The sequence below is a fragment of the Candidatus Bathyarchaeota archaeon genome (assembly GCA_026014725.1).
Lineage (GTDB): Archaea > Thermoproteota > Bathyarchaeia > Bathyarchaeales > Bathycorpusculaceae > Bathycorpusculum.
Genome location: JAOZHV010000026.1, coordinates 301134 through 326440 on the forward strand (window position 1 = coordinate 301134; position 25307 = coordinate 326440).

General features: G+C 43.0%; 27 protein-coding genes, 2 tRNA genes and 1 other RNA gene. 18 read left to right on the forward strand and 12 right to left on the reverse strand.

The annotated features are described in order from the left end of the window. Positions 1 to 39: 39 nt before the first annotated feature. Together NWE95_05665 and NWE95_05670 are read right to left on the reverse strand one after the other, a co-directional pair. Complete coding sequence (locus NWE95_05665) at positions 40 to 1731, reverse strand: hypothetical protein (protein ID MCW4003383.1); 1692 nt, start codon at positions 1729 to 1731, stop codon at positions 40 to 42. Next, positions 1728 to 2501: an ABC transporter ATP-binding protein gene (locus NWE95_05670; GenBank protein MCW4003384.1), complete on the reverse strand. Its 774-nt coding sequence runs from the start codon at positions 2499 to 2501 to the stop codon at positions 1728 to 1730. The genes NWE95_05665 and NWE95_05670 overlap by 4 nt, the downstream gene beginning before the upstream one ends. 292 nt (positions 2502 to 2793) lie before the next feature. Here NWE95_05670 and NWE95_05675 point away from each other — a divergent pair, with 292 nt between their 5' ends. From NWE95_05675 to rnpB, 5 genes are all read left to right on the forward strand, one after another. Beyond that, positions 2794 to 4170, forward strand: coding sequence for an ATP-binding protein (locus NWE95_05675; protein ID MCW4003385.1), 1377 nt, complete (start codon positions 2794 to 2796; stop codon positions 4168 to 4170). 42 nt (positions 4171 to 4212) lie between these two features. Continuing rightward, positions 4213 to 5202, forward strand: a complete 990-nt coding sequence (locus NWE95_05680; protein MCW4003386.1) for an ATP-binding cassette domain-containing protein — start codon at positions 4213 to 4215, stop codon at positions 5200 to 5202. Next, on the forward strand, positions 5199 to 5960 hold the full coding sequence (locus NWE95_05685; GenBank protein MCW4003387.1) for an ABC transporter permease: 762 nt from the start codon (positions 5199 to 5201) through the stop codon (positions 5958 to 5960). The genes NWE95_05680 and NWE95_05685 overlap by 4 nt, the downstream gene beginning before the upstream one ends. A gap of 78 nt (positions 5961 to 6038) precedes the next feature. Further along, a complete protein-coding gene (locus NWE95_05690; GenBank protein MCW4003388.1) occupies positions 6039 to 6335 on the forward strand; it encodes a hypothetical protein in 297 nt (98 codons plus the stop codon). A 149-nt stretch (positions 6336 to 6484) separates the two neighbouring features. Continuing rightward, positions 6485 to 6787: RNase P RNA component (gene rnpB, locus NWE95_05695), an RNA gene on the forward strand. Positions 6788 to 6873: 86 nt separating this feature from the next. Here the strand turns inward: rnpB and NWE95_05700 are convergent. Beyond that, the gene (locus tag NWE95_05700; protein ID MCW4003389.1) at positions 6874 to 7323 is read right to left on the reverse strand and encodes a hypothetical protein; all 450 of its coding nucleotides are present in this window, start codon (positions 7321 to 7323) and stop codon (positions 6874 to 6876) included. 234 nt (positions 7324 to 7557) lie between these two features. On the opposite strand from NWE95_05700, the gene NWE95_05705 reads away from it, so the two are divergent. Next, positions 7558 to 8706: a YncE family protein gene (locus NWE95_05705; GenBank protein MCW4003390.1), complete on the forward strand. Its 1149-nt coding sequence runs from the start codon at positions 7558 to 7560 to the stop codon at positions 8704 to 8706. A gap of 67 nt (positions 8707 to 8773) precedes the next feature. Here NWE95_05705 and NWE95_05710 read toward each other — a convergent pair whose 3' ends face one another. Further along, on the reverse strand, positions 8774 to 9430 hold the full coding sequence (locus NWE95_05710; protein MCW4003391.1) for a hypothetical protein: 657 nt from the start codon (positions 9428 to 9430) through the stop codon (positions 8774 to 8776). Positions 9431 to 9782: 352 nt separating this feature from the next. Continuing rightward, positions 9783 to 10544, reverse strand: a complete 762-nt coding sequence (locus tag NWE95_05715) for a hypothetical protein (protein ID MCW4003392.1) — start codon at positions 10542 to 10544, stop codon at positions 9783 to 9785. A gap of 223 nt (positions 10545 to 10767) precedes the next feature. On the opposite strand from NWE95_05715, the gene NWE95_05720 reads away from it, so the two are divergent. Continuing rightward, on the forward strand, positions 10768 to 11217 hold the full coding sequence (locus NWE95_05720; GenBank protein MCW4003393.1) for a hypothetical protein: 450 nt from the start codon (positions 10768 to 10770) through the stop codon (positions 11215 to 11217). Between the two features lie 71 nt (positions 11218 to 11288). Here NWE95_05720 and NWE95_05725 read toward each other — a convergent pair whose 3' ends face one another. Continuing rightward, positions 11289 to 11642 (reverse strand): transcription factor S, encoded by a 354-nt coding sequence (locus NWE95_05725; protein MCW4003394.1) that lies wholly within the window; start codon positions 11640 to 11642, stop codon positions 11289 to 11291. 164 nt (positions 11643 to 11806) lie between these two features. Here NWE95_05725 and NWE95_05730 point away from each other — a divergent pair, with 164 nt between their 5' ends. Continuing rightward, entirely contained in the window at positions 11807 to 12460 is a 654-nt protein-coding gene (locus tag NWE95_05730; GenBank protein ID MCW4003395.1) for a class I SAM-dependent methyltransferase, read from the forward strand. 63 nt (positions 12461 to 12523) lie between these two features. Next, positions 12524 to 13027 carry an RDD family protein gene (locus NWE95_05735; protein ID MCW4003396.1) on the forward strand — a complete coding sequence of 168 codons (504 nt, stop codon included), beginning with the start codon at positions 12524 to 12526 and terminating at the stop codon, positions 13025 to 13027. Between the two features lie 52 nt (positions 13028 to 13079). Here NWE95_05735 and NWE95_05740 read toward each other — a convergent pair whose 3' ends face one another. Continuing rightward, positions 13080 to 13412 (reverse strand): thioredoxin family protein, encoded by a 333-nt coding sequence (locus NWE95_05740; protein MCW4003397.1) that lies wholly within the window; start codon positions 13410 to 13412, stop codon positions 13080 to 13082. Between the two features lie 124 nt (positions 13413 to 13536). On the opposite strand from NWE95_05740, the gene NWE95_05745 reads away from it, so the two are divergent. Beyond that, a complete protein-coding gene (locus tag NWE95_05745; GenBank protein ID MCW4003398.1) occupies positions 13537 to 14259 on the forward strand; it encodes a hypothetical protein in 723 nt (240 codons plus the stop codon). Position 14260: 1 nt separating this feature from the next. Here NWE95_05745 and NWE95_05750 read toward each other — a convergent pair whose 3' ends face one another. Then, positions 14261 to 14992: a HisA/HisF-related TIM barrel protein gene (locus tag NWE95_05750; protein MCW4003399.1), complete on the reverse strand. Its 732-nt coding sequence runs from the start codon at positions 14990 to 14992 to the stop codon at positions 14261 to 14263. Between the two features lie 102 nt (positions 14993 to 15094). Here NWE95_05750 and NWE95_05755 point away from each other — a divergent pair, with 102 nt between their 5' ends. Genes NWE95_05755 through NWE95_05775 form a run of 5 tightly spaced genes read left to right on the forward strand, consistent with a single transcriptional unit; the run spans position 15095 to position 19951 of the window. Continuing rightward, a complete protein-coding gene (locus tag NWE95_05755; GenBank protein MCW4003400.1) occupies positions 15095 to 15823 on the forward strand; it encodes a hypothetical protein in 729 nt (242 codons plus the stop codon). Positions 15824 to 15825: 2 nt separating this feature from the next. Then, positions 15826 to 16959: a tyrosine decarboxylase MfnA gene (gene mfnA / locus NWE95_05760; GenBank protein MCW4003401.1), complete on the forward strand. Its 1134-nt coding sequence runs from the start codon at positions 15826 to 15828 to the stop codon at positions 16957 to 16959. A gap of 34 nt (positions 16960 to 16993) precedes the next feature. Continuing rightward, a complete protein-coding gene (locus NWE95_05765) occupies positions 16994 to 18208 on the forward strand; it encodes an ATP-grasp domain-containing protein (GenBank protein ID MCW4003402.1) in 1215 nt (404 codons plus the stop codon). Between the two features lie 19 nt (positions 18209 to 18227). Beyond that, positions 18228 to 19283 carry a H4MPT-linked C1 transfer pathway protein gene (locus NWE95_05770; protein ID MCW4003403.1) on the forward strand — a complete coding sequence of 352 codons (1056 nt, stop codon included), beginning with the start codon at positions 18228 to 18230 and terminating at the stop codon, positions 19281 to 19283. Then, a complete protein-coding gene (locus NWE95_05775) occupies positions 19280 to 19951 on the forward strand; it encodes a delta 1-pyrroline-5-carboxylate synthetase (GenBank protein MCW4003404.1) in 672 nt (223 codons plus the stop codon). Before NWE95_05770 ends, NWE95_05775 begins: the two co-directional genes overlap by 4 nt. Before the next feature lie 2 nt (positions 19952 to 19953). Here the strand turns inward: NWE95_05775 and NWE95_05780 are convergent, their stop codons facing one another. Then, positions 19954 to 20385 (reverse strand): winged helix-turn-helix domain-containing protein, encoded by a 432-nt coding sequence (locus tag NWE95_05780; protein ID MCW4003405.1) that lies wholly within the window; start codon positions 20383 to 20385, stop codon positions 19954 to 19956. After that, positions 20357 to 20521 carry a chorismate-binding protein gene (locus NWE95_05785; protein MCW4003406.1) on the reverse strand — a complete coding sequence of 55 codons (165 nt, stop codon included), beginning with the start codon at positions 20519 to 20521 and terminating at the stop codon, positions 20357 to 20359. Before NWE95_05785 ends, NWE95_05780 begins: the two co-directional genes overlap by 29 nt. A 209-nt stretch (positions 20522 to 20730) precedes the next feature. Here NWE95_05785 and NWE95_05790 point away from each other — a divergent pair, with 209 nt between their 5' ends. Next, on the forward strand, positions 20731 to 21306 hold the full coding sequence (locus NWE95_05790; protein MCW4003407.1) for a DUF429 domain-containing protein: 576 nt from the start codon (positions 20731 to 20733) through the stop codon (positions 21304 to 21306). Between the two features lie 20 nt (positions 21307 to 21326). Here the strand turns inward: NWE95_05790 and NWE95_05795 are convergent, their stop codons facing one another. Then, complete coding sequence (locus NWE95_05795) at positions 21327 to 21881, reverse strand: DUF3795 domain-containing protein (protein MCW4003408.1); 555 nt, start codon at positions 21879 to 21881, stop codon at positions 21327 to 21329. A gap of 73 nt (positions 21882 to 21954) precedes the next feature. Next, a tRNA-Phe gene (locus tag NWE95_05800) sits at positions 21955 to 22028 on the reverse strand. A gap of 325 nt (positions 22029 to 22353) precedes the next feature. On the opposite strand from NWE95_05800, the gene NWE95_05805 reads away from it, so the two are divergent. Further along, positions 22354 to 24879 carry a hypothetical protein gene (locus NWE95_05805; GenBank protein ID MCW4003409.1) on the forward strand — a complete coding sequence of 842 codons (2526 nt, stop codon included), beginning with the start codon at positions 22354 to 22356 and terminating at the stop codon, positions 24877 to 24879. A gap of 306 nt (positions 24880 to 25185) precedes the next feature. Further along, positions 25186 to 25262, forward strand: a tRNA-Val gene (locus NWE95_05810). The last annotated feature ends 45 nt before the right edge of the window (positions 25263 to 25307 follow it).

The window sequence follows — 25307 nt, forward strand, 5'->3', positions numbered from 1 at the left end:
TAAAAGATATGATGAAAAGGAATAAATCATACTGGTTTATCACATTTCGGCTTTTCTCAAAAGGTCTGCTGCGCTATTAAGGTTGATTCGATAGAAAATAGTTGTGATGACTATTGATATGATGCCACTGATTATAATTGAAATGGCAAGGTTCAGAATGCTGGCTGAAACCCCCAAGAAGGATGGAACGAACATTGAGATAATATATGGTGCTAAAGGTGCCAGTACCCCGCCGCCTGCAAGCGTACAAACAATTAAGCTTATCAATGACCACTCTTGACGAATCATTCGTTTTCGACGTGTTTCAGTGAAGTCAGCGCCTTTAAAGCCGATTGCAAGCGAAATCGTGCCAACAGCAGGTATTAAAAAGACCGCTTCTACACCAGCCACAGTTAGCAATTTCAAGGAAGGTTGAAATATAATTGCCCCGACTATAATGCCGATGACTAAAATAATCAGTGAAAAGAACATCAAGAAAAATAATTTGCTTTTCACCAAGTTTTTAGCTGAAACTGGCGAAGCATAAATTCTCCACACCGCTTGACCTTCTTCACCCACTAAAATGTTACCTACAATCATCGCCATTATTGATGGCGGAAACAGAAAAATCATAGCCTGAAAAATAAAATCAACTTCTGCTGGTGCGCCATTGTTGGTTAGACCAATTGATTGCATAATTGGCACCACCATGAAAATAATCGGTACAATAAAAATGGAAATCAGTTCTCTGCGTCTTGTAAACGCCTTTAAATCCTTATGAATTATGGCTGATTCAACAGTTGAGAAGCCGAGTTTTCCTAAAAATCCCGCTTTCGGAGCGTAGATGCCGCTCTTTTGAACCCTGATTGCTGGCGGTTCATAGAGTCCAAACCTTTGGTTTAATGCAACAGCAAGATAGTATAAGCCTGCGATAAGCACCGCAGATAAGCCGGCGAACAATAAACCCTGCAAAACTACACCATTAAGCAAGTAAGAAAGCATTATAGCTAGCCATGCATATGGAATAAACCACACACTCGTCTGGATTGCAGACAAGCTTTGGAAGAACTCTCCAAACCCAGAAGTTATGTAGAAGTAAATAACGTAAAAGATTAAAAAGAACATTAAAGACCCAATAAATCGTACCCAAACAGCTGCTCTGCCGCTTGACTTGTAAACAGCACCTATAAAGCGCACTTGTAGGATTCTCAGAATCTCGGTTGTGGCACTAGCCATAAAGGCTGCGGCGAAGACAGCGAGTACAGTTAAAATGGCAGGTAAAATCAGCCCGTTTAGAGCTGAGAACACTAACGTTCCTGACGAGAAAGCTATCACTATTCCCAGAGGATACCCAAACAAATTAGCCAAGATGGAGGCAAAGGTGTGCTCCTGCCACGTTACAGGCAACCAATACATAACTTGTGTTGATGCTTTGATTCCGCTGAGTTGGATTTGCTGGAGTAAAGTTAGCACTAAACTGAAGATTAAAACAAGCGTCGGTAAAGACACGAAAACCATGAATGCTGTTTCAGGCAGAGGCGCTATTCCTGGGATTTCGCTTGGGTTTTGGTAAATTAATGTTGCGATAAAATTGAAAAGCAAACCACCGAGTATTCCTACCACTAAGGCAAGCCAGTAAGGCCAATACGCTAGAAACTTGTTTTCTTTGTACCTTGTAGTTTTTGCTCCCCTGATTAGCCTGCCTGATTTGCGTTCCACCTGCATCAGATAGATAACGTGTTTCCAATTCATTTGATGAGTTCCTCAACGACAGCTCTCAAATCTTCAGTTCCAGTTAACTTCAAGAATATATCTTCCAAAGCTGACCCTGGCAAACTTGCCCGCTGTCTGAGTTCTTCCATGTTGCCTAAAGCTAAGATTTCGCCTTGGTACATAATGGCTATGCGGTCGCATATTGCTTGAGCAATCTCAAGAACATGCGTGGACATTATGGTTGTTACACCTTGCAGTTTTAGCTCATAGAGAAAGTCTTTAACAATTCTTGCGCTTCTAGGGTCTAAAGCGTTGAGCGGTTCGTCAAGAAGCAAGAGTTTAGGTTTATGTAAGAAGGCGGAGATTAAGCTGATTTTCTTTTTCATGCCATCAGAGTAGCTGTTAATCATGTCGCCTTCTCGTCCTTCAAGTTGCATCGCTTTGAGGTACTCGGTGATGCGTTGCTTCTTTTCTGCTGTTGGTACACTGTAAATGTCAGCAATGAAATCAAGGAACTCGATTCCTGTTAAGAACTCGTAAATCTGCGGAGACTCAGGAACGTAACCAACGAGCTGCTTAACTGTAACTGGGTCTTTTTGCACGTTTATCCCTAAAACGTTGACTTCGCCAGCAGTAGGCTGAACCAAACCTAAGAGCATCTTTAGCGTGGTGGATTTTCCTGAACCGTTAGGTCCAAGTAAAGCAAAAATTTCCCCAGTGTTAATAGTTAAGTTAACGTTGTTTACTGCAACTAATTCATTGTAGCGTTTAGTGACGTTTTGTAGTTCTACTGCATGTTGGTTGTTCATGATTTATTCTCCTTTTGTTTGCAAAATAGAGACCGTCCACATTTAAACTTAGACAGTCATCTATCTTTATTGAACGTTATCTATGCTTATTTAACACTATCTATAGTCATTTGTATTTAAAGATAGTGCAAAATCACATCAAATAAACCGTTAAAGAAGCAAATAGGAACGCGCTAAACAAAACTGATCGGCTTGCAAACTTTATTTTGGATACACTTTCAGAATTAAACATCCTTATAAGGGAAGGATTCAAACATTGGAAACAAGGTTGCTAAGCCGATAGAGGGCCTGCATGTTTGGTGCACTCCAGTCACTTCGATTAAACGCCGAGCAGAACGAAAACTACCGTAAATTTTTTCTAGATGCGGACATAAATCGTGCAAAATTAACCATGCTCTTCTTTGTCATCCCCGTAATAGGCTTTGCTTTTAATGATTACTGTTTCTATGGCTGGTCAACGGAATTTTTCACCCTAATATCAGTAAGGTCAGTTTTACTGCTCATACTTGCTGTTTTCTTCATTGCTGTTGGTAGAGTAAAGACTTACCGCTCTTACGACGTGCTTGTTTTTTCAGCAATTTTTGCAATAATGGTGGGCGGGGGAATCATCAATCTGTTTAGACCTCAAGACTTTATCTTTCAAGCAATTATAACCATCGTTTCATTGTTCATTATTTACTTGGTCATTCCATTCAGATTCTTATACCAAGGAATTTTGGCCACCATCGCAACAGTCGGGGAAGCAGCAATAATATTGATGGTGGTGCAACCATCTGAATCTGTCGTATTATATACAATGCTGTTTAACCTTTTTATCTCGCACCTGATTGCCGCATTCAGTTCTTGGCAGTTGCACTCCTACCGTTTGAGAACCTACCAAGAGTTTGTGAAACGAAAAGAAGCGCAGGATAAACTTGAAGAACACACCAAGGATTTAGAAAAACTGGTTGCGGAACGTACGGAAAAACTAAAAAATGCTGAACGGTTCGCCGCAATTGGTGAAACCGCAGGGATGGTTGGGCATGACCTGCGTAATCCGCTAACTGGAATTGCAAACGCAGCGTACTATTTGAAGAAGAAATATTTTAAAAAAATAGATAAGACTGGAAAAGAGATGCTGACTATTATCGAAACAAACATAGAATACTCAAACAAAATCATCAATGACCTACTTGACTACTCAAAAAACGTCAACCTTGATGCATTAACAAGGACTACACCCAAAGCCATAACCAGCGAAGCATTAGCAATGATTACTCTGCCACCAAACATACAAGTAACTAACCAAACACAAGCCACCCCTGAAATCAACGTTGACTTCGTAAAAGTAAAAAGAGTCCTCATAAACATAATAAAAAACTCAATTGATGCAATGCCTGAAGGAGGCAGCCTTACTCTTCAAAGCGAGCAAAAAGATAACATCACAAAAATAATTTTAGCTGACACTGGTCCAGGCATTTCTGAAGAGAACCAAAAAAATCTTTTCAAGCCGCTTTTCACAACTAAAGCGAAGGGAATGGGTTTTGGGTTAGCGATTTGCCAAAGAATCATTGAGGCACACAAAGGCAAAATTGTGGTAGAGAGCACGCCTAGCAAAGGCACAAAAGTTGTTATAGAGTTGCCTTCGGACATACAAAACGGATCACGAAGATTTGAAAATAAACCTTAAATCCGCGGATTGTTTCAATTGCTGAAAGCGAAGTAATAATTGATGCCGCATATTATTGAAACACATAATCTAACAAAAATTTACAATTCGGTAAAAGCCGTAGATCAGCTCGATATTACCGTGGAATCAGGCGAAATCTTCGGACTTTTAGGTCCAAATGGAGCTGGAAAAACAACAACGGTCTCAATGCTATGCACGATTCTTAAGCCAACTTTGGGTACTGCAACGGTGAACGGTTTTGATATTGTTCGGCAAGCAAGTGATGTTCGAAAATCCATAGGTATTGTTTTCCAAGATCCAAGCGTTGACGACAGGTTGACAGGCAGAGAAAACCTCTACATGCATGCTAATCTTTATGGTGTGCCAACATCTGAGCAGAGAGAAAGAATAAGCCGAATACTAAAGTTAATTGAGCTTGAAGACAGAGCAGACGATTTACTACGTACATACTCAGGCGGCATGCGGCGAAGGCTTGAGTTGGGCAGAGGCTTAATTCATTATCCAAAAGTATTGTTTTTAGATGAACCAACAGTTGGTTTAGACCCTCAGACTAGAGACCATATTTGGCGGTACATTAAGGAGTTAAAGCAAGCGCATGACATAACCGTTGTTTTGACTACTCATTATATGGATGAGGCTGACAGGCTTTCAGATCGGATAGCCATTATGGATCACGGCAAAATAGTTGTCTTAGACTCGCCGCAGAAGCTTAAAGATACCTTAGAAGGCGACGTGATAGTGGTAAAAGCCAACAAGTTGGACGCTTTATCAGAGTTAGTAGGTAAATGGTTTGGTCTAAATAAGAGGCGCATTGTTGAGGGTACGCTTGAAATCACGGTTCCCAATGGCAAGATAATCATGCCTAGAATTATTGAGCTGGCAACGCAAAACAACATTTACGTGGATTCTCTGGTTTTGCGTGAACCCAACCTTGAAGATGTCTTCTTGCATTATACGGGCAGAACGATACGTGAAGACACAACTAAAGAATTACACGGCATTTCAGCTATCCATAGGAGGGCTATTCGGTGAGTGAATTCCGTGGACTCTACACGCTCTGGCTAAGAGAAGTTAAACGCTTCATGCGTGACAAGGCGAGGGTTGTTATAAGTTTTGTTCAACCGCTCCTTTGGCTGGTGATTTTTGCGGGTGGTTTTGGCGCGCGTATTCTTATACCAGGTACAAATTATCAGCAATATCTTTTCCCAGGTATTATAGGGCAAACGTTGCTGTTTACGGCTATGTTTATGGGGATTAGTGTTATTTGGGATAAAGAGTTTGGTTTTATGAAGGAAATTTTGGTTTCACCAGTTTCAAGGTTTACCATTTTTATTGGGAAAATGCTTGGTGATAGCACTGCTACTTTGCTTCAGGGGGTTATCGTTTTTGTCTTTGGTTTTATTTTGGGTATACCTTTTGACCCGTTAACTTTGGTTGTTGCTTTGCCAATTATGTTGCTTATTGTGATTGGTTTGGTGAGTGTGGGTTTGATAATTGCTAGTTTTATAGGCAGTTTAGAAAATTTTGGGGCCATTCAAACTTTCATTAACCTTCCATTGTTCTTTTTGAGCGGTGCACTCTTTCCGATTTCAGGTGTTGGAACGCCTGAGTGGTTGCGTGTTGCTTCAATATTTGATCCGTTAACGTATGGGATTGATGCGTTGCGGACGGTGATTTTGGGTTCGGCATGGACGCCGATTCAGCCGCTGTACATTAACCTTGCTGTGGTAGGTGTTTTTGATGTGGTTATGGTTGTGGTTGGTACGTGGGCTTTTAGTAGAATGAAATAGAATATTAAGAAAGCCTCTATATGTAGGTACAGAAAACAATATCTGCTTGTTTCTTTTTCAATTATTATTGTGTATTTTATGGAAAATGTTTTAAATGACTACAGCGCCTTTCCAAAGCAGGGGAACATACGCTTGGATAGGCAGAAGGCAGTAGATTTATTACGCGAGATTTTAGAAGCTACCAAAAAAACCGATATTACTGCAATCTCTATAAATCCTGACGGCGCAGGAGATTTTACCTTAAGGATTAATTGCAGCGTAGATGAACAAATAATAAAGTCTATCCAGCCCATTATTTCAAGAGACAAGTTGGCGATGAAGCAAGACCGCGGTTTTCTCACCATTTATTCGCCAAAAACATTAAAACGCATTTAATTTTGCCGCAAAAATTGCCGACGGTACCTACCCCTATAGGTTTCTGCATAGATATCCTAATAGGATACAAATATGCCGACTGAACCTGTCCCTTTAAGCTTTTTTGCGATGTATTTATTGGCTTCGACTACACAATTGTTAGTGGGCTGGCGTGTTGGTGTGTGGCTTCCGAGCCCAAAATTGCGGGCTTGAGGAAACTCCGCCCACATGTAGAATTGCAGTCCCTTAAGCGGACAAGTCGAGAGGCTTGGCAACGGAGCAGAAACGAAACGTCCAACTGGACTTGGCTATGATGCGTTTGTGACGCTGAGTGTGCCGGACTGGAAGCGGTGAAACGGCCGTCCTGCAAGTGGAAAGGGCAAACAGTCGCCGATGAAGACTCTACCGGAAGGCGCAGGTAGCCCGATTAGCCGAATGCCACAGCAACAAAAGGCGGGTTACGTCCAACACACCAGCCCAAAAAATGCAAATAGTTATGCAAAAAAACACAAGAAATGATTGTTTTTGAGTGTTTATTTGACTTTGCAATTAAGTCCTGTTATGGAAGCACAACAGAGCCGCCGCACCCAAATACGTCGCCCATGACATGAATGTTTATTGTTGTTCCTGAATCGAGGTTAGCACAGGGAAACACGAGGTTTACTTGAAGGCTATCGCCCCGTTGTAGGTTACAACTAATAGGGTCTGTTGCGCCCACAGCTGTGCCGTTTAGATACGCAGTTGGGTTAATGTCGTTTTCGTGATTGCTTGAATTGATGATGACTATACCGTTTAATTTTTCATTGTAGGTTACGTTTGAGAATGCTAAAGAAATGTTGTAGTAGCCATCATTTTTTGTGATACTTTCAAAAGAAGGGTTATTTGATGTCCAGCCGGATTTGTTGTTGGAAAAAGCTCCGTTAACTCCAGCGATTACTATGAAAGTCCAGCTGATTAGTGCAATTGATGTAATAATGAAGGCTGTGGATAGAATTTTTGATTTTTTCACTTTATTCATCTAAAAAAAGTTTCTGATTCTTTGTTATTGCCGTATGTGCGTCCTTTTAGGTACGAACAACAACATACAGATTCAAAGTGTACCGCACATTTTTAACCCTTAAATTCACTTTTACCTATCTTAGAGAATACAAGAAATTAAGGCGAAGCTTTTGCCCTACGCGCATGTTTCTGAGACTCAGTAAAAATTTATAACATTAAAAGTAAACTCTTTTGAGTGATTGCCATGAGTAAAGAAAAATTCACGGCAGCACTCACTATAACATTAATTCTCGCTGCGTCCGTAGCTACAGTTTACGCCTTTGAAATAACTGGCACCATAGTTTTGGAGCGGCACGGCGGCTACTACGGCATAGCTTACGATTCAGGTAAAGGCGAAATCTACCTAACTAATGGGGATTTCCATTTAGTCTATGTAGTATCAGACAGCAATGACAGCGTGATTACAACTATACCCGTGGGAGACACGCCTTCAGGAATTACTTACGACCCAGCAAAAGGCGAACTATTCGTAACCAACTTTAGATCAAATTCGGTCTCAGTCATATCCGACAGCGATCACTCAGTAGTGGAAACAATAGCCGTTGGGCAAAACCCCATGGGAATAGTCTACGATTCAACTAAAGGAGAAATCTACGTAGCCAACTATGGCTCTGATTCAGTGACGGTCATCTCTGACAGTGACAATACGATAGTTGCTACCATACCGGTAGGAATTAGACCTTCCGCCTTAGCATATGATTCTGCCAGAGGAGAAATATACGTTGGTCACGCTGGCTGCAATGACATCATCGTGATATCCGACAAAACCCACAAAATCGTAGCAAACATAACCGTGGAAAACCAGCCAATAAGCCTAGTTTACAATTCTGGCAAAGAACAAATTTACGCAACCAATTACGGCTCCGACACGGTATCAGTAATATCATGCAACAACTATACGGTAGCCGCAACTATACCAGTAGGAAACCAGCCAATGGGAATAGACTACGACCCAGTCAACGGTTACCTCTACGTAGCCAACTTTAAATCAAGATCAATGTCAGTAATATGTGACAGCAACAACACAGTAGTTACAGATGTTTCCCTTAAGGGCGAACCCCAAGCAATAGGCTACGATTCTGGCAAAGGAAAAATTTATGTTGCTTACTCTGAAAGCCACAGAGTCTCGGTCATATCGGTTCCCGTTCAACCTGACCCTACCTCACAACCAGAAGTTACCCCTTCGCCATCATCCACACCCTCGGCACCAGAGTACTCTCTACGCACAGTTTTCTCAATAGTAATGGTTATTGCAGTAGTCATGGTAACGATATCACTTGTAGCAGTATTCTTCAGAAACAGAAAAATCAAAATACACATAAACTGCAACTAAACAAGCAATTCATTAACTAAGCCCCTAACGTATTTCCATACCTTGACGTTACCAACATAACTATTGATCAAATATCCACGTTAATATTTAACAGCGTTTTTCCAATTTTTCTCTTAAATGCTGTCATCAACGTAACAACGCTGAAAGCAAAAATCAAAAAGACAATTATACAAACTGGACCGAAAACATCAGCTTTAAAATCCAGCTGTAAGTAACCGTATTTACTCCCGAAAAACAACCCAAATGCGGCAAAGGTTGAAAACAGAAAAAACGCCAAAACTGAAAGCCCTGCAATCCTGTACCAATTCATGATTTTTAGAAGCTTAATCAACTGTTCTCTTGTCTTGGGGTCAATGTCTTGCTTTTTCTTGAGCATTTTAATAAAAATGTTCGCGTACCCAATGTATGCATAAGAGGAGCCGATTTGTCCCCAAAAGTTAGACGGGTCTTTTGAGGCAACATCACTCAAGAAATAGTTGAAACGTTCAGTATGGTCAGGATTTGGTTGCGTCCAATACTTAAACCCAAAATAAGAAGAAAAAACGCCTACGTTGTTGGCGTTCTCAAACTTACTAAAGTAATAACCGCTTGTGATGCCGACGGCGGGAATGGCTGGCAAAAACGCAAAGACGCCGATGGGTAAAACTCTGAACCGCCAAAGAACATTACCGTCAAGAACAGCGGTATTCCAAACAAAGCAAACGCAAAGGGTACTATCTGCCAAATCATCGCTTCGCTTTTTTCTGATAATTCCCGAATCACCAGCCTAGTCTCAACTACTGCTAAAATGACGCCGGCAAAAACACCGAACAAGAGGTAAAATTGGCGAGTCAGCGTGAACCATCCCAGGTTTGTTGCCGCTAAATAAAGCAAAAAGCCAATAGGAAACGCTACGATGATGGAACTGAATAGTCGGGTTTTGCCTATGGGAAACGGAACACGCTGGTAGAGGTTCATGGGGAAGCGATTATCAGTTTGGTATCTAAATAAGTTTCGACAAAAAAGACTTTGAAGCGTTAACATTTGACTCTGAGAAAAGGAAAAAGAAGAGGAAATGGATGGTTTGCCGCGACTGCTTACTTGTGAGTTAAGAATGCAAGGTTTGTTGATTTTGTTCGTTTACTTAAGACAAAGGCTCCAGCTATGACTGCAGTTGACAGTAGTGCAACAACTCCGAAATTCAAGCTTTCTGGAATAGTCGCCTCAGGACCCCCTATGACTCCCCAGCTGTTTGGGTTAGTTTCAGTAGAAGTTGGTGGCCACACTACCCAAGTTTGAGTGCTTGCATCATACATTGCAACTCTCAGACCGTGTGGGGGCATATTTTGACCCCATGTACCTAGCTCGCCCTTGTTTGCTTGTATTTCCACGAGATAGTGGCCTGTTGTCGCGTTGTCTTTCCATGTTACTCCAGTGGTTGCCATCTCTGCCCAGCCTGATGCAGATCCTTTATACACCTTTAGTGTTGTGTGTCCTGTAATCTCAATTTTGTGGTCATTGTCGCTATCTATAGTGGTACCCCCATTATTTGAGCCGTCTATGCATATTTGCCATTTATCGCCCGCATCATTAGTGGCATCGACAAATTCTATGAACCAAGACATCAGATATGCCCCAGTATTAGAGTCCATCTTATATCCAAACTTATTTGTAGGCCCGCCTAAGTATTCGATCCAGGCGTCATTCCATTCAGTGGTACCTCGAACACCGTCAAGAGTTACTGCTGACGTTTGGTAAGCCTCAATTATGGTGTAGGCTGCATTGCCTGCTGTAGCTGTCCCTATTAGTGCACTGCACAGCAAAAGTATACTTATTGCTACTGGTAGAGTTTTTTTCAAATCAATTATTTCTCCTTTTGTTTGGTAGAATGCTTATTTGGTTGATTCTGCTTAAGAATTTTTTCATCCCTAGCATGCCAGCATGGTAAACAACCATGCAAACTGGACACCCCTATTTATAAAAGAAAAAAGGGGAGTTGAGCAAAATCAAAGAAAACAACGCACATCTCTAGAGTAAGAGGCTATATAGTCAATCGTGCATGGTGTAAGCAGGTGCAGATAGTTGGCAAACAAAACGCTCATAATCGTTGTTGCTGTAGTTTTCATGGTTATCGTTGCTGGCAGCGTCGCTTGGGTATGCAATGACCCCAACTTTAACCCAGCGCCTACACCGGCTCCCACCCATGCGCTTACAACCCAAGAACAAGTACGCGATAAAGTCATATCTTTCATTATAGACAAACATAATGAAACTGCTGAATCTGCCGTGGTTAATCCCCCCCTTGCAACTAACCTCAAATGGACCGGCGGAAGGCAAGAAACAGGTCGTTTAGGCGCAGAAACATACATTTACACCAGCGATTTCTGGACAGTAGTTATCGAGTATCCAGTGGTTCCAAACCCAATCTACACAGTCTACGTTGATTTCGGTAGGACAAGCCCGCAGATTGCTTGGCAAGGAACCGTTGAGAACGGCAACATTACGGAGAACTACTTTACATACAAGCCATAAACACCAAACGTTTCAACGACGAGCATTGTCCTTTTTTATCTAATAACATCCATCGAACAGAAAACTAGCGATTAAGTGTATTCTCTAAAGGTGTGACCGCATTTGGTGCAACGCATAAACTGGGTTGAGGCTTCATCGCCGCCTCGAGTCTGCACCTGCCAAACGTAAACTTCCATGTTGCCACATTTTTCGCATTCAACTCTGATCTTTGGCATCGTGGTTATTTTCTGGTCTTCTTCGCTAATTACAGTCATAAATTGCTTGGGCTTTGGCTGAATAACCTTGCCTGTTTTTGCTTCTGCTTTCCTATCGATTGGTTTTTTGGTAAAACCGCACTTTGAGCACACCAGCATAAACAGCGAACTGGTGCCTGCATGCGGTTTTTGGGGTTCAAGACGAGAACCACAATTCGGGCAAAACTCCATGGAACAAGAATCCCTCTCTCTTCTTTCCAACAACAAGTGAACCTTATAATATAAGTCTTATTTTCTCTTAATCCATAATTTTCTTGAAATCGTGGAAAAATTACTATTTAGAAGCGTAAAGTAAATACCTAAAGCTGACAGCTACAAGGAGCGAGGTGGACAAGATACACGAGGAAAACAGCCGTATAAGCGAGTGGCAAACACTAAACCACGCGTTCGCATACTTGGCAAGGGCAGGTAAACTACCGCATCGAACAGAAGTGGAAAGCGTGCTTTTAGAACAGATTCCGCAGAGCGCCAAGCGTGTTTTGGATTTAGGAACTGGTGATGGGCGGTTGCTTTCGCTGGTACTGCTTAAACTTAACAATCCAGATGTTGAGGGAGTAGCTTTGGATTTCTCTGAACCCATGCTGCAACAGGCTAAGAAGCGCTTCGCTAAAAATAAGCAAGTCACAATTATTCAACATGATTTAAGTCAGCCGCTACCTGCAGATTTGGGTTGTTTTGATATTGTTGTCTCAAGCCTTGCAATTCACCATTTGACGCACCCACGGAAAAAGCAGCTCTATACTGAAGTATTTAAGCGATTAAATTCGAAGGGTATCTTCTGCAATTTAGAACATGTCGCTTCTCCAACACGGAACTTGCACTTAAAATTTTTAGCGGCCACAGGCTTAACTTTGGAAACGGAGGACCCCTCAAACAAGCTTTTGGACGTTGAAACGCAGCTTTGGTGGTTACGTGAGATAGGGTTTGTGGATGTTGACTGCTACTGGAAGTGGCTCGAAGTGGCGCTTATATGCGGCTTTAAACCCTAAATGCATTGCGCACTTGAAAGTTTAATAACACCTTTTTACATCAGAAAATATAGGAGTTTTATCATGTCAACTGATTTTGAGCAGATAGATTGGGGTCACTGGGTAATTCGTTTGGTTGCATTGATAATTGACAGCTTAATAATCGGTATACCGACAGCGATAATATGGTTTGCACTCACCGTCTCGGCATTTTTCTTTGCATCAGCATTCTTCATATTTTACGGGGCTTGGTTAATACTACCGCTTATCCTTGGGGTACTTTTACTATTGTATTTTATGATTTTAGATGCCTACTGGGGCGCCACAATAGGCAAACGGTTGCTGGGGCTGCACGTACAAATGGCAAACGGCGGCAAAGTACCCTTTGATAAGGCATTCATTCGCAACATAAGCAAAATCTACTGGCCCTTCTTGCTCTTAGACTGGTTAGTAGGAATCGTAACTCCGGGAGATAAACGGCAAAAATACACTGACCGCATTGCAGGAACCACCGTTATTCAAACAAGACAAGCCTTCCAAACAACCGCTGAACAGCCTCCACCGCCACCGCCGCCTCCACCGAGCTAAAAAATAGCAACCTTTCTTTTTCTACTAAATCGTCTATTGCAGTTACAGATGTCTATAGAATCTTGTTTTGATTGAGCCAAGTTTTAAACTGTTTCTCATTCAAACCCGCACCTAGTTTTCCATCGAGACGACTGAGAACCTTGCCATCCTCAAACAGTATAATGGTTGGAACCGCGCCAATGCTGTAATCGTCCCAAAGAGGATTGTCATAGTCATCTAAGAGCACATGCAAAACGGTTCCCTTGGAAAAGCCGCTTACGTGGTTGCCGAAAACTGGAACAAAAGACATACAGTAAGGGCACCATGAAGCGTAAAACAACACCAAAACTCGACGATTTCTCTTTAATTCAGCGTTTAATCCCTGCGCATTGTCAACTTCAATCATACATCTCACCTATAGACGACTTTTGGGTTTCATAAACGTGCCGTTCTAAACCGTAAAAAAGTCAATCAAAGTACCGCAAGCAACAACTAAAATACTCTAATCGTAAATTATTACAAGAATCACAATGAAATCTAAAAGCTACAGACGCGGCTACGCCGTTGCCATCCTAATTGGAATAGAGCAAGACCACGCGGCAGTTTGGCAGGTTTTCAGCCAAGTCGCCAAACATCAACAAACCATACACTTAAACGGTGACAGAAAAGACCAAAAAGCACTATACAACTTCCACGAAAGCATCGTTAACGCTCTTAGACCAACGCTAAAAGAAGGCGTAAAAAGTATAATAGTCGCCTCGTCGCCACGAACTGCTTATGCTCAAGATTTTCAAAATCACATCAGCGCACATCACGCTTGGCTCACGCAAGGCACGAACAAAGCAACCATCTCAACCATAACAGGTCAAGCAAGCTCCCCATCTCAAGTGGCGACCCTGACAAAAACAGCAGCCTTCAAAGAACTAGTACAGCAAACCGCCGAACAAGAAACGGAAAATCTTCTTGAAATTCTTGAGAAACGCCTCAGTACAACCGATAATTTAGTGCTTTTCTCACTGCAAGAAGCAGAAAACCTTATCTTGAGCACGCAGACTCTAGGAAAACCAAAGCCAGAATATCTCTTGCTTACTGATGCTTACCTTTCTAGTAGCCGCCAAAAGGGTCGGTTGCAAAGGCTCATGCAGATAGCCAAAAACAAGAGCGTAAAAACACGAGTGATAAAGGCTGAATCAAACGCTGGTGCGCGCCTAACTCAGCTAGGCGGAATTGTTTGCTTAGCAAAACAGGAGTAGCTCAAAGAAGCCCTGCTTTTTTTAATTCATTCATTGAAATCTTGCCTGAATGAAGAGCACTAGCCACCAAAACGCCTGAAACACCCAACTCTTTTAGTTCAACTAAATCTTGAATATTGCGGACTCCGCCGCCCACATAAACATCAATTCCCACAGTCTCAATCACTTTTTTAAGAAAAACTGTATTAACGCCTTCGCCACTGCCAACACGGTTCAAATCCAAAACAATCACTTGCGAAACCCCCATCACTTTGAAATCTCGCAGCAGACACATTGGCGAAACGCAACCGTCAAATCCCAGTTTAACAATGACTTTTTCTCCCCTCAAATCCAAACTAATCAATACGCGCTCGCTTCCGAAGAGCTCAACTGCATCCTTAACGATTTTTTTGCGCTGCAACGTCTCGGTTCCAACAATAAGTTTTGAAACTCCACTATCCAACAGCACCTTTGCCCGCTCAATGCTTGTTATCCCCGCATCAACCAGCAACTCAAGCCCCGTTTCATTAACGATACGTTTTAAAACCTGAAAATCTGTTGAGCAATCAATAATTGCATCCAAGTCAGCAACGTATAACTCATGAAAACCAAGAGCTTTGAACGTTTTTGCCACTTCGACTGGGTCAACCGAGTTGGTTAGGCAACTTTGAAGCGGCTTATATTCTCGCCTTTTGCCCCTAACGGCATGCACTACAACTCCGTTTAGGATGTCAATAACAGGAATAACTTTCAATGTGAACCCTCAAGCGTAAAACCTAATACCAATAAAAAAACATAGCTACTCCAACAGGAAAACTTTAAAGGCACCATTAAACCGCATGTTTGTGATGCATAATTGAAGCTACTCATAAGCCCCACAAATGAGAAAGAAGCCATCGAAGCCATCGCTGGCGGTGCAGACATAATCGACGTTAAAAACCCCGCTGAGGGCGCGTTGGGAGCGAATTATCCCTGGGTTATCAAAAAAATCAGAGAGATAACGCCAAAAAATCTGGAGGTAAGTTGCACTTTAGGCGAGGTGCCTAATCTTCCTGGCTCCATTTCGCTGGCGGCACTTGGTGCGGCATCATTAGGCGTGGATTATATAAAGGTCGGTCTCTACGGGCTAAAAACGCCCCAGCAAGCAACTCTTCTATTGCAAAACGTTAACCAAGCAGCAAAAGAATGCAACCCAAAAATCAAAGTGGTTGCAGTAGCCTATGCCGACGCAACAAAAATCGGAGCAATTGACCCACTGCTGATTCCAGAAATCGTCAAGAACGCTCAAGTTGAGGTAGCCATGATTGATACATTCATTAAAGACGGCAAAACCACCTTTGACCACTTAACCACCGAGAAAGTGAAAGAGTTCGTGGATTCAGCGCATGACTTTGGCTTGGAGGTAGCCTTGGCTGGCTCGCTTCGAAAACAGCATTTGACGATAGTTCATCGTTTAGGCGCTGATGTTGTTGGGCTTCGAGGTGCTGCTTGCACTAATTGCGATAGAGTTGGCGGTGAGATTACAAAAGAACTAGTAAGCGAACTGGCAACGGCGGTTAAGCAAGCTGATGCTGTGAGGGCGTAACTTTGCAGTCTAAAGGGTCCAGCAGAAAAACAGTTTTATCCGAGCTCAAGAAGATGCGTGCTCTGGACCAGCGATATGACGACGGCAAAATCCTTTGTTCAATGTGCACTAAACCCCACCCAATAGCCATGAAAGCTTACCAGATGTTTCAAGAATCAAATTTAGGCGACTCAGGACTTTTCTCAGGAAGCCTGCAGTTAGAAAGAGATGTTATAGCGCAACTTGCAACGCTTCTGCACTGCAAGAGTGCTGTGGGTTTTGTTGTCTCTGGGGGAACGGAAGCAAACTTGATGGCGCTATTGGTAGCAAGAAACAGCGCCAACGTCAAAGAGCCTGAGGTTGTTTTGCCGCAATCAGCGCATTTCTCATTCACTAAAATCTGTAGCATGTTAAACCTAAAACCAGTCTATGCAAAACTGGATGCTTCTTTTGGGGTTGCCCCCTCAGAAGTTGAAAAATGCCTTAGCGAACGCACAGTTGCCATTGTGGGTACGGCGGGAACCGCCGAGTTGGGCGTCATCGACCCTGTCGATAAACTCTCGGAGATAGCGTTAAGGCATAACGTTTGGTTGCATGTGGATGCAGCGTTCGGCGGCTTAGTAATTCCATTCCTCAACAAAACAAAACCCCAGTTCGATTTTGCTCTGGACGCTGTAGAGTCCATAACGGTTGACCCTCACAAGATGGGCATGGCAGCAATTCCAGCTGGCGGCATCCTCTTCCGAAAAGCAAAAGCGCTGGATGCACTTAAAGTTGAAACGCCCTATTTGACTGATAAGTTTCAGTATACGTTTGTTGGAACAAGAACAGGCGCTTCCGCAGCTTCAGCGTGGGCGGTGTTCAAACTTCTTGGCTTCGAAGGTTTCCAGAAAATAATTAAAGGATGCATGGCAACCACAAAACTGTTTGCGGATGGGCTTAAGACGGGTGGTTTCAAGCTTGTTGTTGAACCACCACTGAACATTATTGCCTTCCAAAGCGAGAACACAAAACAAACGGCAGAGCAACTGAGGCGAAAAGGCTGGTTTGTTTCATATGTTCCACGCTACGACTGTATCAGAATCGCTGTAATGCCACATGTGAAAAGGCGACATGTTGAGGCCTTCCTGAAATGTTTAAGTGAGTTAAAACCCTAAAGAAAAAACACTCCCAGCAAATTGAGGTGCACCTTTGAAAATTGTCATCTACGAGCACGTTTCAAGCGGCGGATACGCCGAGCAGCCTATTCCCCAAAGTGTTCTATCTGAAGGGTTTGGGATGTTGCGCTCGATTGCCTCAGACTTAAAATCAGCAGGCCATGAAGTAACCGTCTTGTTGGATGAGCGAATCACAAAACTTAACCCCAAAATAGAAGCTGACTGCACCGTACCCATCTTCTACGCAAACGAACCACAAAAGTTTTTGCAGTGCATCGCCAAAATTAATGATGCAGTCTACATTATAGCGCCAGAAACAGGAGGCGTTTTGCAGTCGCTGGTTGCACTTGTTGAGGGGACAGGCAAAGTTTCGTTGAACTGTAAATCCGAGGCTATTGCAAAGGTTGCAAAGAAGACAATAGTTAATGAAAAACTGGAAAATCTTGGCTGTGCACCAAAAACAGTCATCTTGAACTTAACGGATGATTTAGCAAAAACTGAACAGGTAATCAAAAAAACGCTCAAGTACCCCATCGTTCTAAAGCCTGCTGATGGGACAAGTTGTAGTGGGTTAAGTCTTGTTGAAGATGAAAAACAAGTACAAGGTGCGATAGAAAAAATAAAGGCTGAATCCCTAAGCGAACAGTTTATTGCCCAAGAATTCGTAGAGGGCGAAGATGCAAGCGTAAGCCTGGTGTGCAATGGCGAAAAAGCTGTTGCCGTTAGCTTAAACAAGCAAAATGTAACACTCGCCAAGCCAGATGGCACTTCAAGTTATGACGGCGGAAGTGTTCCGTTTGACCACCCTCTCAAAAAAGAGGCGTTTAGCGTGGCTGAAAAAGTTGTTGAATCAATTGTGGGCTTGCGCGGATATGTTGGTGTTGACCTAATTTTAACTCAAAAGAAGCCTTTTGTTGTGGATGTTAATCCTCGGTTAACAACATCTTACGTTGGTCTGTGCAGAGTAGCGGGTTTTAACGTGGCTGAGGCGATAGTGAATGCTGTTTTGAAAGGTTCGCTTCCAACTAAAGTGACCACTAACCGATATGCCTCGTTTGTAAAGATAGGTATGAAAAAACCAAGCGTTGACACTTTCCACAAGGTGGCGCATTTAGATAATGTAGTTTCTCCGCCTTTTCCATTAAACGAAACCTCCACCACTTTGATTATTGGAGAGGGAGAAAGCTTGCAAGATTCGCGCCTGCAATTAGAAGAAGCTAAAAAGAGCTTGCTAAACATTATCAGTTGAGGACAACAATTTGGTTGACGTGTTAAGTTTTGATATTGGAGGCGCTAATACTAAAGCCGCATTAATCAGCACACAAAATGGCAAAGTACGCTCTGGGAATGTTGCGGTAGAGTATTTTCCAATTTGGAAAGAACCAAAAAAACTCTCCAGCATCCTCTTGGAGTTAAAAAAGCGGCTAGGCGCAAGCAAAATTGACGGGTTAGGCGTAACCATGACCGCGGAGTTGTCTGATGCATTTCAAACAAAACGCGAAGGCGTCACCCAAATATTAAATTGCGGAAAACAAGCTTTCCCCGATACTCCGTTTTTTGTTCTTAATACCGATGCCCATTTAGTGCCTTTTGATATTGCCCTCCGTGAGCCCTTACTGGTTGCTGCGGCGAATTGGGCAGCAACAGGTTGGCTAGTAGCCCAGCACGTTAGAGATTGCGTGGTGGTTGATGTTGGAAGCACCAGCACCAGCATGGTCCCCATAGTAAACGGTCACGTTGCAGCACGAGGCAAAACGGATTTGGAGAAACTCGTATGCGGAGAACTAGTCTACACCGGAAGCCTGAGAACAAATATCGCCGCTATCGTGCAGTCAATTCCCATCAAAAACGGCGTTGCAAACGTCTCATCGGAGCTCTTTGCGCTGTCAGCAGATGTACATCTCATTTTAGGCAACATCACCGAGAAAGATTATACTTGTGAAACGGCTGATGGGAGAGGCAAATCAGTTGCAGAGGCATCAGCGAGGCTTGCCAGAGTAGTTTGTGCTGACATTGAAATGTTATCTCAGCAAGAAATCGTTGGCATGGCTAATTACATTTACAAAATGCAAATCAAGCAAATAACAGATGGCTTAGCAAAGGTTTACTCGTCTCTCCCAAAATCCCTGACTTCAGAGGAAATTCCAGTGATTGTTACAGGGCTTGGGAAAAACTTTCTTGCGCAAAAAGCTGCCGAAAGCATAAACGCTGACGCAATAATCGATTTAGCGGTTCTTGTGCCTAATGAGGCTGTTTTGGCTACACCTGCATATGGCGTTGCCTTGATGACTGCCCTTAAACTGGAAGGAGCAACCACAGAATGAGCGTAGTGGTTAAGGTCGGCGGCAGTTTAGCAGCATATCCAAAAAATCTAAAGAGCTTATGCACCAAGTTGAATGAAATCGCAAAAAAACAAAAACTTTTGATTGTGCCTGGCGGCGGAGAATTTGCAGACACGGTAAGGAACCATGACAAGAAGTTTGCTTTATCGCGTGGTGCGTCGCACAGGATGGCGATTTTAGGCATGGACCAGTATGGCTTGTTGCTCTCTGATTTGACGCCTAATTCCTGCGTCGTGTGTTCACTTGAGGAAGCAAAAAAAGCCGCAGATGTTGGTAAGGTGCCTGTTTTTTTACCGTTTCAGCTCATGCTAAACGAAGACCCGTTAGAGAATTCTTGGGATGTGACTTCAGATTCCATCGCCGTCTATATCGCTGGAAAAATAGGCGCTGGCAAGGTATTGTTGATTACTGATGTTGATGGTATTTTTACTGATGACCCAAAACGTAATTCTGCCGCAAAAATGATTAAAGAAGTATCTGCCAGTGAACTTTTGGGCAGGAAGCGGACAAGCGTTGACAAGTTCTTGCCAAAACTGCTTTTAGAGTTATCAATCGATTGTTTTGTTATTAATGGATTGTTTGCAGAGAGGGTTGAGGCCGTTCTGGATGGGCGAGATGCAATTTTCACGTTTATTAAAAGCCATAGTTAAGATTATATAATCTCTGGCAAGGGAGCCCTTAAGATATGCTTATTCTTAGTTTCAAGCAGTCTCTGAAGTTCTTGCCATTTATCCAAAAAAACTAATCCTTTAGCAGTGATTACTAGTTTATGATTTCCGTTGTTATCTTCAACCTTTTCTATCCATTGGTTCAAAAGCAACTGCTGTAAACAACTTCGCAGTTTACCGTACGAGAGACTTGTTTGGCGCCTGATGTATGTTTGCGTTTGAGCACTCCTGCATGAATAGAGAATTTCTGCAATAATGTCGGTACGGTCTCTTTTTTTATAAAAAACCAAAACCTTTCTCCAAGGGATTGCAGGGAAGTAAGCAATTAAATGTTTGTTGTTACAGCTTGAAATAACAATATAAAAAAATAAAAAGGAAAAGGAGATTTTAGATTTTTCTCTTATCCAAGACTTCACGGAATGTCTTGTCGCAGCACTCGTAGAGCGCAATTGTTAGCTGTGTCCTTTTGCCATGCTTGTCAGGTTTTCCAGCCATCTTCCATGTTTTCTTTGCATTTTTTACTTCTTTTCCACATGTGGGGCATTTTGCCATTATTATTCCTCGACATGGTTATCGCATGTATGAGAATAAAACATTTTCTATCGCTTGCCTGTTTAAAGGCTAAAATAAGGCTTTTTCAGCATCATTATCATGGCTGGCAAGCATTTTTTTAAAAAATAAGCTTGCGTTAGGAATTATTTAGCAGTAGCACACGTGAAGAGTTAATAGCTATAATTAGGCTAGGAATATTGTGAAAATGCGTGTCAATTGTTGGTTTAGATTTAGGCGGCACAGAAAGCCGACCAACTGGCTTTTGCAAATTAACTGGCATGAAAGCAGAAACAGCCCTCCTCTATTCAGACAAAGAAATCATAGCAACGACTATGCAATGCTGTCCCGAAATAGTCGCCATCGATGCACCGCTCTGCTTGCCCCCGGGAAGAAAAACGCTTGAAGAGAGAAACGCTGAACACTTCAGAGAATGCGACAGAGCACTCCTAAAAAAGGGCATAAAGCTTTTTCCAATAACTTTAGGTCCCATGCGTAAACTAACTGAACGGGGCATACGCTTACGCAGTATTTTAGAAGGTGAAAAATTAAAGGTGATTGAGGTGTATCCTGGAGGTGCACAGGACGTTTTGGGGGTTCCGAGGAAAAAGAAAGGGCTTGAAAAACTCAGAGCGGGTTTAGAAAGGCTTGGTATAGAAGGATTAAATGGCCAGATGAATGACCATGAGCTTGACGCTGTAACCTGTGCTTTTGTTGGCAAGTTGTTTTTGGAGGGGAAGGCTGTTTCTTATGGAGTGTTGGGGCAGGAGATAGTGATGCCCAAATGATTCCCCTCGGTAGGTGTGAGTTATTTTCTGATTTTTAACAAGTAACCCTTCTCAACCGCGATGCAATCAAGCAGTGAATGCAGAGTTTTGGCTTTCTCTTTCTGGGGCATGCCGCTTGTTTGCGCCTTTGCCTTGGCCAACACCGCTTGCAGTTCGTCAATCCTCATTACAGTCGCCGCAATGCAATAGTAACTTTTAGAGCGCCCATCGTTGAATCCCAGCAACATTTCCCTTAGCAAGTGCGCTCTAAACTTCTGCTGTTCTTCAAACGCATCAACACCATGCTCGGCGATGAAAGCGATGTCGCTGTTTAATGTTTGGTAGCATTTAAAAGAATCGTGTTGTTTGCTTGCTTCTCGGTGCTTTCTCCACTTTTCACAGGTGCCACTCTCTTTGCATTGCCAGCAAAACTCCAGCCCCCTCTTTTTAACCGCACAAGTAATGAACGGGCAACCAACGACCATTCTGTTTGGCGATTTACAGCCATCGCACCTGCTTTCTGCTTGGGTATTATGCATGGGGCAGAGTCGGCAAGACAGCCCGCAAACGCCTAATTCAACGTGTTCTATGTTCATTTTGCTCTGAATTAGAAGTGCTTTACAAATGCTTAAGATTTTCCTGTTCTTAAAAACTCGGTTAATTTTTGAGTGCCGAGGGCAGGGTTTGAACCTGCGACAACTCGGTCTTCAGCCGAGCGCTCTCCCAGGCTGAGCTACCTCGGCACAATCGCCACTCTTTTCAGAGCACCCTAGCGTTCAGGAGAGCATTCAAAACAATGTAGAGCATCTTTATTTATGTTTCCGCAGAATAACAAGTTATCTTTTTGTCGCCATAAAACAAAAACGACTTAGGCTCTTCTACTGATTATTGCAGTTATGTTGCATACAGCAACGGTTTTTTCAGGGTAGCGTAAATTTTATAAATAAAATTTTTTGATATAACAAAAATGTTGGGCAAAGGGCTAAATAAAGTACAGTTCACTACTCGGTACACTCTAAAGAGCATTAATTTGCACTTTGCTCAATAAAATAAAAGAGGGCAAGAAAAATGCAGAAAAAAGCGTCAACAATGATTGCTATGATTTTGATTTTAACGGTGGCTACATCACTTACTGTTTTGCCGATAACTGGCGCCGCTGCAACAGAACTTCCCACATTTCTACTGCTCAACGTTGCACCAAACCCCATAGGTGTTGGACAAACTGCACAGGTTAACGCCTTTTTAAGCAAACCACCAATGACAGCAGGATTGGGCGGTTCAGGCACTATGTATAAAGGCATAACAATAGAAGTGACAAAACCCAACGGAGCCAAAGAAACACTTGGACCATTCACATCGGATTCTACAGGCGGAGTGTGGGCTTCTTTCACTCCGTCTGAAACAGGTAACTACACTTTCAAAGCGAATTATCCAGGACAACATGTGGAAGAGTACAGTTCATCGTTATTTGGTCCACCGACGTTCTACAACCTGACCTATCTGCCTAGCACCAGTTCAGTGGTAACCCTAACTGTTCAGGAGGAAGCGATACCAATGTTTTCTCCTCCACCATTGCCGACTGAATACTGGTCAAGACCAATATATGCGACAAACTACGCATGGGCTCAACTTGGAGGTAGTTGGTTTGGACTTGGCACACCCGCGTTTGCAACAACGGGCAACTATGATGCAAAGGGAAACTTCCAAGCTTACAGCACAGCACCAAATACAGGCCACATTATGTGGGTAAAGCCTACACATTTCGGAGGGCAAGTAGGAGCACCAATTAGCGCTGACCAAATGAGCCAGTATATGTCCACCACGATAGCCTCTAACTTCTTTGAACCAATAATCCTCAACGGAGTGCTCTTCTACACTCAATTTGCTGGTCCCAGTGCTCTAAAAGCAAGCTGGATTGCCGTCGACATACGCACAGGCGAAACACTATGGACTAGAACTGCTGGAGAATCGGGCAACGAAGTACTCAGAATGGGGCAAATACTGCGCTTCCACTCCATTCAAGAGTATGGTTCATGGGCTTTCCTGTACGCTACCCCATCAGCAGCATTCTTCGGTACACCAGGCTTCATGTCAATATATGATGCAATGACAGGAAAATACATGGCAAACATTACCAACATTCAAAGCATACCCTACTTGATGGATGTTGAAGAAGAACAACAAGGGACACTGCTTGGCTACTACACTTCAGGCGGAAACCTCACATTGTGGAACTCGACCAAACTAATGATGAGCAAAAGTACCGACGCAATAACTATCCGCCCAAGCGGCACATACAGTTATTCAGACGGCAACCAATGGTCAGTTCCAATTCCAACAACAATCGGAACTACACCCATCGGAGGATCACTAAGTATCGCTGCAAGAACCCCTGAAGTAATACTTCTTCGTTACGCGCCTTCACCTGGCATGTTTTCATCACTCAGCTACGGCTATCAGATAACAGCAGGCATGGATGCAAAAACAGGAAGGTTGCTGTGGGGACCTAAAAATCAAACAATACCCAACTTGCAAGATGTCAGCATTCTTGCCGCGGGGGTCGATGCATACGTTTTACACAACAAAGACACCAACGAAGCTTACGGCTACTCTATGAAAACAGGCGACAAAATATGGGGTCCAGTTAAACTCCCAGGAAACGCTTGGAGCCACCTGTCAAGAAGCGGACAAATTGCATACGGTAAAATCTTCATCTGGGACTTCGGCGGCTACGTCAACGCCTTGAACTTAGAAACAGGCAAAATCGAGTGGACTTTCACGCCCAGAAGTGCTGGTTACAACACTGGCTATGGCATCTATCCTCTATGGTACAACGGAATGATCAGTGATGGAAAAATATTCCTCTCAGAAAGCCACATGTACGACCCACCCCTGTATCCAGGAGCCCAGCAACTTGCCATAAACTGCACCTCTGGCGAACTAGTATGGAGCATTCTTAGCTTCACTGGTCGAGTTCCTACTGCATGTGCAGACGGCTTCCTGATTCAATGGAACAGCTATGACAACCAGATATACTCGATAGGTAAAGGACCAACAGCCACTACGATTGCAGCTGCACCAAAGACTTCAGTGCACGGCGATAAAGTTCTAGTAGAGGGCACTGTAATTGATTTGTCGGCTGGCACTAAGGATTCGGATAGGTCAGCTCGTTTTCCGAACGGAGTACCCGCAGTCGCTGACGAGTTTATGTCTCCTTGGATGGAGTACGTTTACATGCAACAGCCTAAACCCACTAACGCGACTGGCGTTGATGTTGTTGTAAGCGTGCTTGATCCTAACGGCAACTATTATGAGGTGGGCAGGACAACCAGTGATTTAAGTGGCTTCTATAAATTATCGTTCACTCCTCAAGTATCCGGTGAATACACAATCATAGCTTCGTTCGAAGGCTCTGAGTCGTACTGGCCTTCACACGCTGAAACCGCTATAGTTGTATCAGATGCAGAGCCAACAGCAACACCGTACCCCGTTGTTAGTTTGCCACCTACGGAAATGTACTTTGCCATCTCGACTGTTGCCATAATCATAGCAATCGCAATTGTAGGGTTACTGCTACTTAGGAAAAGACCATAGCAGCTAATATCAGACAAAACCCTCTTCCCCTTTTTTGTTTATAAACGAAAAGGGCATCGGCTTGTGCGAGAGGCTCTTTACTTGGCCATTACGCTTAGTTTAGAAGCCAAATAAGGCAAAATGATTCATCAAAAAGTAACCAACCAACGCGCCACCAACGAAGCATACAAAAATTATCAAATCATCATGCTTGTGTTCCTTAAATCCAGCATACCCAGCCAACTAAATCCACCTTAACCTGCTAGTTTAAGTGCTCCAAAAGGAAAGGTTTTATGAAAGGAAACTATGTATTCACAATCCAAAAATGGGCCGTTAGTCTAGCTGGCTAGGACGTCGCCCTCACGCGGCGAAGATCACCGGTTCAAATCCGGTACGGCCCACCATCAAAATGCACCTGCAGGTTTTTAGAAATACAGTACGTAATAAAT

Bases quoted from the DNA above. Each gene is read 5' to 3' on its own strand.
- NWE95_05775 (MCW4003404.1), top strand. From the start codon at position 19,280: ATGAGCGTAGTGGTTAAGGTCGGCGGCAGTTTAGCAGCATATCCAAAA.
- NWE95_05675 (MCW4003385.1), top strand. From the start codon at position 2,794: ATGTTTGGTGCACTCCAGTCACTTCGATTAAACGCCGAGCAGAACGAA.
- NWE95_05680 (MCW4003386.1), top strand. From the start codon at position 4,213: ATGCCGCATATTATTGAAACACATAATCTAACAAAAATTTACAATTCG.
- NWE95_05805 (MCW4003409.1), top strand. From the start codon at position 22,354: ATGCAGAAAAAAGCGTCAACAATGATTGCTATGATTTTGATTTTAACG.
- NWE95_05785 (MCW4003406.1), bottom strand. From the start codon at position 20,521: ATGGCAAAATGCCCCACATGTGGAAAAGAAGTAAAAAATGCAAAGAAA.
- NWE95_05735 (MCW4003396.1), top strand. From the start codon at position 12,524: ATGTCAACTGATTTTGAGCAGATAGATTGGGGTCACTGGGTAATTCGT.
- NWE95_05740 (MCW4003397.1), bottom strand. From the start codon at position 13,412: ATGATTGAAGTTGACAATGCGCAGGGATTAAACGCTGAATTAAAGAGA.
- NWE95_05725 (MCW4003394.1), bottom strand. From the start codon at position 11,642: ATGGAGTTTTGCCCGAATTGTGGTTCTCGTCTTGAACCCCAAAAACCG.
- NWE95_05670 (MCW4003384.1), bottom strand. From the start codon at position 2,501: ATGAACAACCAACATGCAGTAGAACTACAAAACGTCACTAAACGCTAC.
- NWE95_05745 (MCW4003398.1), top strand. From the start codon at position 13,537: ATGAAATCTAAAAGCTACAGACGCGGCTACGCCGTTGCCATCCTAATT.
- NWE95_05665 (MCW4003383.1), bottom strand. From the start codon at position 1,731: ATGAATTGGAAACACGTTATCTATCTGATGCAGGTGGAACGCAAATCA.
- NWE95_05705 (MCW4003390.1), top strand. From the start codon at position 7,558: ATGAGTAAAGAAAAATTCACGGCAGCACTCACTATAACATTAATTCTC.
- NWE95_05690 (MCW4003388.1), top strand. From the start codon at position 6,039: ATGGAAAATGTTTTAAATGACTACAGCGCCTTTCCAAAGCAGGGGAAC.
- NWE95_05795 (MCW4003408.1), bottom strand. From the start codon at position 21,881: ATGAACATAGAACACGTTGAATTAGGCGTTTGCGGGCTGTCTTGCCGA.